The following is a 4266-nucleotide window of genomic DNA, read 5'->3' on the forward strand; positions in this document are numbered from 1 at the left end:
CGAGGGGGTGCGGCGGTGTCTCGGCGATCTCCCGACGGTCGCCGTCGCGACGGTCGTGCACGTAGGCGCCGTTGCCGCCGGCGTACGCGGTCGGTCGGACCCGCAGGCGCTCGACCTCCGCGAGGTGCGCGAGCACCGTGCCCGTCTCGCCGCCGAACGGCCCGCAGACGACGACCTCCGCACCGAGCGAGACCGCCATGCGGCCGACCCACAGCCCCTGCCCGCCGGCGTGCACGTGGACCTCGGGGTGCGACTCCTCGCTGGTCGGCGGCTCGATCGTCACGGTGAGCAGCGGCGTCGGCGCGAGGACGCACACGCGCGGCCCGGCGGACGGCTCCGCGGTCCGGTCGTGCGCTGCTGGCATGCGTCGAGTCTGGCGGTGGCTCCCTGCCCGCGCCAGGGCGGGAGTCGCGCCGGCTCTGCCTGGTCGCGGCGGCGCTCGGTCGGGCGGCCGGCGAGGACGTCGCCGGGTCAGGGCTTGTCGGGTGCGCGTCCCCGGACCTCGTCGGCGGCGAACCGGACGTGCGACGCGGCGAGCTTCGCGCGCGCGGCCGCTCCCAGGTCGACGCCCAGCACGTCCGCGAGGCACACGAGGTAGATGAGCACGTCGGCCATCTCCTCGCCCGCACGGGCCTTGCGCTCGGGCACCGCGAACGTCGCGATCGCGTCGTCGGCCCGGACCCACTGGAACAGCTCGGCGAGCTCGCCGACCTCGCCGACGAGCGCGAGGATCACGGACTTGGGGTCGTGGAACTGCTGCCAGTCCCGTTCGGTGGCGAATTCCCGCACCAGTCGCGTGAGCTCGGCGATCTCGCGCTCGTCCGTCGTCACGGCGTCAGCCTGGCACGGCCGTCGAGGGCGGGGGAGCGTCGGCCCGTCATGCCGGCGGCGTGAACTGGCTCGCGGTGAAGAGGGCGCCCTGCGGGTCGCGCACCGTGACGGTCCGGGTCCAGTCGGAGTCGTCGGTGCCGAGCACGGTGCCGCCGTGCTGCTCGACGAGCGCGGCGGTCGAGTCCCGGTCGGCGACCGCGAAGGTGACGTGCCAGTGGGGCGGCTCGTCCGGTGCCGTGGTCACGACCCAGCCGATCGCGTCGGCGAAGCCGGGCGGGGCCGAGACGGCGTCCTGACGCTCGTGGATCCCGGGGTCGACGGTGGCGGCGAGGTGGTCGCCGTAGCCGGGGACGCGGATCATCGTCCCGAACCCGAGGTCGCTGAGCTCCCACCCGAACGCGCGCGCGTACAGGTCGCGCGCGGCCGCGGGGTCCGGGGTGTGCAGGTCGCTGAAGTTCCACGTCCCCGGGGCGTTGGTGATCTGGGCGCCGAGCCGGCGACGGGCCTGCCACAGCCGCAGGCCGGCGCCCTGCTGGTCGGTGAACGCGGCCCAGGTCCCACCCTCGCCCGCGACGGTGGGACCCGTCGTGACGGTGCCGCCCGCGGCCTCGATGCGTGCGAGCGCCGCCTCGACGTCGTCGACCGCGACGTACGTCTGCCACGACGGGTCAGTCGGCGCCGTGCCCGTCGGGGTCGCCGGGCCGCCGATGCCCGCGGCGTCCTGCCCGTCGACCTGGGCGATCACGTACCGCACGGGCGCGCCCGGCGGTGTCGCGTCGTGGAAACGCCAGCCGAGGACCGCTCCGTAGAACCGGGTGGCGGCCTCGACGTCGTCCTGCTCGACGTCCACCCAGGACGTCACGCCTTCCGGGTAGGTGCGCTGCACGGTCGTCCCCTCACGTCCGTCGTCGACCGGCCCGCCGAGCGGCCCTCGGGAGTTCTCGTCGGGGCGGTGCGGGGCGGCCAGGGCTGGTGTGCGACCGGCCTCGCGCGAGGCGGGTCCGTCCGGGGTCGACGCTACGGCCACCCACCGACACGAACGAGTGGCTCGGGTCTCACTCCTTCGGGTGATCAATTCGCCCGACCGGCCGAGTCGAGCAACCGTTTGCCCGATCATCGGTGACACGTGTCCGTGGGAGCGGTCTCAGGGGCTGTGACCAGCGTCAATGCAGTGACTCACATGCGGCTGACCTGCACTCCTGCGAATGCGGCGAGAGCGAGCGCCGCTGGTTCCGGGTGCGCACGACGTCGTTGACCGCCCTTCCGGGCCGTCGCTACTGTCGCAAGTGAACCATTAGTGAGTGATCTTTACAAATCGCCCGGTTCCATCCGTCCTCCAGGAGGCCACATGCGTCCCCGGTTCCACCGACCCTCACGACGTCGACGGGCGCTCGCCGCGACGGCGATCGCAGCCGTCACCGGCGTCATCGCCGCGCTCGTCGCCGCCAGCCTGCCCACCGCGGCGACCGCCGCCGGCTCCCTCACCGCCACGTTCACCTCCACCGGCGACTGGGGCACCGGTCACGAGGTGTCGGTGAAGGTCAACAACGGCACCACCGCCTCGATCCCGACGTGGACCCTCGAGTTCGACCTGCCCAGCGGCGTGCAGATCACGAGCTCGTGGGACGCCGACGTGACCCGCAGCGGCAACCACTACCGCGTCACCGGCAAGAGCTGGGCCGGCGCGCTCGCCCCCGGCGCCACGCAGTCGTGGGGCTACGTCGCCTCCGGCGCGTTCAAGCAGCCGACCGGCTGCACCGTCAACGGCGGCGCGTGCACCGGCGGCCCCGGCCCGTCGCCGACCAGCCCGACCCCCACGCCCACTCCCACGACGCCGAAGCCGACGCCCACCACACCGACGCCGACCCCGACCGACCCGGGCACCCCGTCCGGCCAGAAGGTCGTCGGCTACTTCGCGGAGTGGGGCGTCTACGGCCGCAACTACCACGTGAAGAACATCGACACGAGCGGCTCGGCGTCGAAGCTGACGCACATCCTCTACGCCTTCGGCAACACCACCGGCGGCCGCTGCACCATCGGCGACTCGTACGCCGACTACGACAAGGCCTACACCGCGGCCGAGAGCGTCGACGGCGTCGCCGACACGTGGGACCAGCCGCTGCGCGGCAGCTTCAACCAGCTGCGCGAGCTCAAGAAGAAGTACCCGCACCTCAAGGTCATCTGGTCGTTCGGCGGCTGGACCTGGTCCGGCGGCTTCACGCAGGCCGCCCAGAACCCCGCCGCGTTCGCCGAGTCCTGCTACAACCTCGTCGAGGACCCGCGCTGGGCCGACGTGTTCGACGGCATCGACGTCGACTGGGAGTACCCGAACGCGTGCGGTCTGAGCTGCGACAGCAGCGGCCCGCAGGCCTTCAACAACGTGGTGACCGCGCTCCGGAACAAGTTCGGCTCGAAGGCGCTCGTCACCGCCGCGATCACCGCGGACGGCAGCAACGGCGGCAAGATCGACGCCACCGACTACGCCACCGCGGCGCAGAAGCTCGACTGGATCATGCCCATGACCTACGACTACTTCGGCGCGTTCAACCCGCAGGGCCCGACCGCCCCGCACTCGCCGCTCACGTCGTACCCGGGCATCCCGCAGGCCGGCTTCAACTCCGCCGACGCGGTCGCGAAGCTCAAGGCCAAGGGCGTCCCGTCGAGCAAGATCCTGCTCGGCATCGGCTTCTACGGCCGCGGCTGGAACGGCGTCTCGCAGACCGCCCCCGGTGGCTCCGCGACCGGCCCCGCCCCCGGCACGTACGAGCAGGGCATCGAGGACTACAAGGTCCTCAAGAACCGCTGCCCCGCCACCGGCACCGTCGGCGGCACCGCGTACGCCAAGTGCGGCAGCGAGTGGTGGAGCTACGACACCCCGTCGACCATCAACGGGAAGATGTCGTGGGCCAAGAGCCAGGGCCTCGGCGGCGCCTTCTTCTGGGAGCTGTCCGGTGACACCACGAACGGCGAGCTCATCACGGCCATCAACAACGGCCTGAAGTAGCGCGCGCCGGCGCGGCGACGCGGCCCCGGACCCCTCCACTCTCCTCGGGTCCGGGGCCTCGTCGTGTCCGGCGCCGCTGTCGCTCGGCGCCTCTGCCTGGGTCCGTGGCCTCCCGGGCTACCCCTCGGCCCGTCAGTCAGCCGGCTGTCCACCGCGCGGCCGCCGGCGCGCCGCCCGATGGTCCCCCAAGCAACGGCCGGCAGCGGCTCCACCACGGTGTGGAAGATCTGTCGCGCCTGACGCGACACGGCTTCCACGTCAGCAGTCGTCGGGCTTGGGGACGTCGGTGCAGAGGTCGTCGACGAGCCGCGACCTGCGCTCGACGACCTCGAAGGGTGCGCTCGTCGTCGACGTCTGGGCCGTGCCGGTCACCGGGTACCAGGTGTCGTCGCCCGCGATCCGGTAGTGACCCGACCACTCGGTGGTGAGCG

At 72.7% G+C, this 4266-nt stretch carries 3 protein-coding genes and 1 pseudogene; 1 reads left to right on the forward strand and 3 read right to left on the reverse strand.

The window, feature by feature from the left end:
- The 3 genes and pseudogenes from CTKZ_RS18245 to CTKZ_RS18255 form a co-directional block, all read right to left on the reverse strand.
- Window positions 1-364: pseudogene (locus CTKZ_RS18245) on the reverse strand (phosphofructokinase); the annotation flags it as partial.
- Between the two features lie 107 nt (window positions 365-471).
- A complete protein-coding gene (locus tag CTKZ_RS18250) occupies window positions 472-831 on the reverse strand; it encodes a nucleotide pyrophosphohydrolase (RefSeq protein WP_200829814.1) in 360 nt (119 codons plus the stop codon).
- A 46-nt stretch (window positions 832-877) separates the two neighbouring features.
- Entirely contained in the window at window positions 878-1693 is an 816-nt protein-coding gene (locus CTKZ_RS18255; RefSeq protein ID WP_235843551.1) for a VOC family protein, read from the reverse strand.
- A 486-nt stretch (window positions 1694-2179) separates the two neighbouring features.
- On the opposite strand from CTKZ_RS18255, the gene CTKZ_RS18260 reads away from it, so the two are divergent.
- The gene (locus tag CTKZ_RS18260; RefSeq protein ID WP_124344262.1) at window positions 2180-3835 is read left to right on the forward strand and encodes a glycosyl hydrolase family 18 protein; all 1656 of its coding nucleotides are present in this window, start codon (window positions 2180-2182) and stop codon (window positions 3833-3835) included.
- The last annotated feature ends 431 nt before the right edge of the window (window positions 3836-4266 follow it).

The sequence above is a fragment of the Cellulomonas algicola genome (genome assembly GCF_003851725.1).
Classification (GTDB): Bacteria; Actinomycetota; Actinomycetes; order Actinomycetales; family Cellulomonadaceae; genus Cellulomonas; species Cellulomonas algicola.

What these genes read in the sequence shown, in the direction of transcription:
- CTKZ_RS18260 (WP_124344262.1), top strand. Translation starts at nt 2,180, where the DNA reads ATGCGTCCCCGGTTCCACCGACCCTCACGACGTCGACGGGCGCTCGCC.